General features: G+C 69.0%; 1 protein-coding gene. It reads right to left on the bottom strand.

The features are described 5' to 3' along the window. Positions 1-167: 167 nt before the first annotated feature. On the bottom strand, positions 168-1,877 hold a 1,710-nt coding region (locus tag CA983_RS43240), incomplete at its 5' end, for an outer membrane protein assembly factor BamB family protein (RefSeq protein ID WP_244207351.1).

The raw sequence follows: 1,877 nt of genomic DNA, 5'->3' as shown, positions 1-1,877 counted from the left end.
GCTACACGCTTGTTCGACGTTGCGCTCCCCCTACCCGCGAGAATCGCCCCGGATCGCCGAAATTCCTCTCATTCGAGGTTGACTGAGCCAAACGCGAACGGTCCCGCCCCTGAACAGGGACGGAACCGTACCGGCATCCAGTCGATCACCAAGCGGACATCGATCGATCAGCTCGTACCGAAGCCGATCGCCAGGTACTCCTTCTCGCTCGTGCTGCTGCTCCGCTTGCTGGCGTACACCTTGGACATGAACAGGTGCCCGTCGCCGTACAGCAGCTCGGAGTACTCCGGGGACATGCCGGCCTCGACGTCCCGAACCGTGTCCGTCGCCGGGTTCTCCAGCAGCTTCGTCTGCTTGAAGCTGCCCCCGTCGATGCTCACGATCTGCCCGCCCTTGTCGTAGGGCGGCCGCTTGTACGCGATCAGGTTGCCGCCGTCCATGCGCAGGGGCGAGATGGTGTAGCCGTCGCCCGCGTCGGCCCGCTGCCCGGTCTGCTTGCCGGTGGAGAGGTCGAAGGCGACGATCTCGTTGGTCTGGCTGTACTCGCCGCTGCCGTCGTGCTCCTCGGTCGGCAGGTACAGCCGGTCGTTGCCGACGGCCAGCATGGTGCAGTACTCGATGCGCGTGACGCCCTCGCAGCGGGCCGCGAACTGCTCGCCCGGCGCGGAGATGCGCGTGCGCAGCTTGCCGGTCTTGTTGTCGATGGAGAAGAAGTCGGAGATGCCGCTGCCGTCGCCCGCGGAGTCGCCGACGTCGGCGGCCACGACGAGCGGGTCGGTCGACGCGACGCTCGCGTACTCGATGCCCTGGCTCATCTTGTACTCCGAGATCACCTTCCCGGACTTCGGGTCGATGGTCTGGATGTGCAGCTGACGCTGCCCGTACGTGCCGCACTTGCGCACCGCGACCAGCTTCTCGCCGCCGCCGTACCCGGCGTCGTAGCAGGAGTCGGTCGGCTTCGGGCTCCACAGGAGCTTGCCGGAGACGTCGAAGGCGCCGCCGCCGCTGGAGCTGCCGACGGCGACGGTGTCGCCGCTGATCGTGACGTTGTCGAAACTGATCAGCTGGTCACCGGTCTTGAGGGTCTTGGTCCACAGCTTCTTGCCGGCGTCGAGATCGATCAGGGCGATCTGGCTGCACCCGTGCGACGGGTCGGCCTTGGTCGGCATCGCAGGCTGGTAGAGGATCGCCGTCTTGTCGTCGTCGGTGACGTGACGGCTCGCCTGGCAGACCGGTCCGTCCAGCGGGATCGTCCACTGCTCGCCGCCCTTGTCGCGGTCGTAGCCGACGATCTCGGCGACGCCGCTCTTGGCGTACGTCTTGTCGGTCAGCCACGAGCCCGACACGACGACCGTGCTGTCGTTCTTCACCTCGGGCATCGGGACCTGGAAGAGGACCTTGGCGCCGGTGTCGGCCGGGGCCTTCTCCTTGCCGCCGGAGGTGGTGCCGCCGTTGCCGTCGTCCGTGCCGCCGGTGCCGCCGCCGGAGCTCGCGGTGTCGTCCTTCTTGCCGTCGTCCTTGGACGAGGAGTACCAGACGCCGCCGCCGACGATCAGGGCGATCGCCACGACCGCGGCGACGATGATGGCCAGCTGCGCGTTGAACTTACTGCCCCCGCCCGGCTGTCCGGGCTGCGGCTGGAGCGGCATGGTCGGCTGCGGATAGGCATGACCGGGCTGCCCGTACCCCGGATGACCCGGCTGCCCCGGCTGGCCGTAAGGCGCCTGCGGCGGCTGCCCGTACGGCGGCTGCGGGGGCTGCCCGTACGCCCCCGGCTGCTGGCCGGGATAGCCGTAGCCGGGCGGAGCCTGCGGCGGCTGGGGCGCCTGCGGAGCCCCCTGCGGATAGMCGTACCCGGGCTGCGGCTGCTGCGCGGG

This window comes from Streptomyces swartbergensis (assembly GCF_002148965.1).
GTDB classification, from domain to species: Bacteria; Actinomycetota; Actinomycetes; order Streptomycetales; family Streptomycetaceae; genus Streptomyces; species Streptomyces swartbergensis.
The sequence above is the reverse complement of the archived record's forward strand: the minus strand, read 5'-3'. Positions and strand labels throughout refer to the sequence as shown.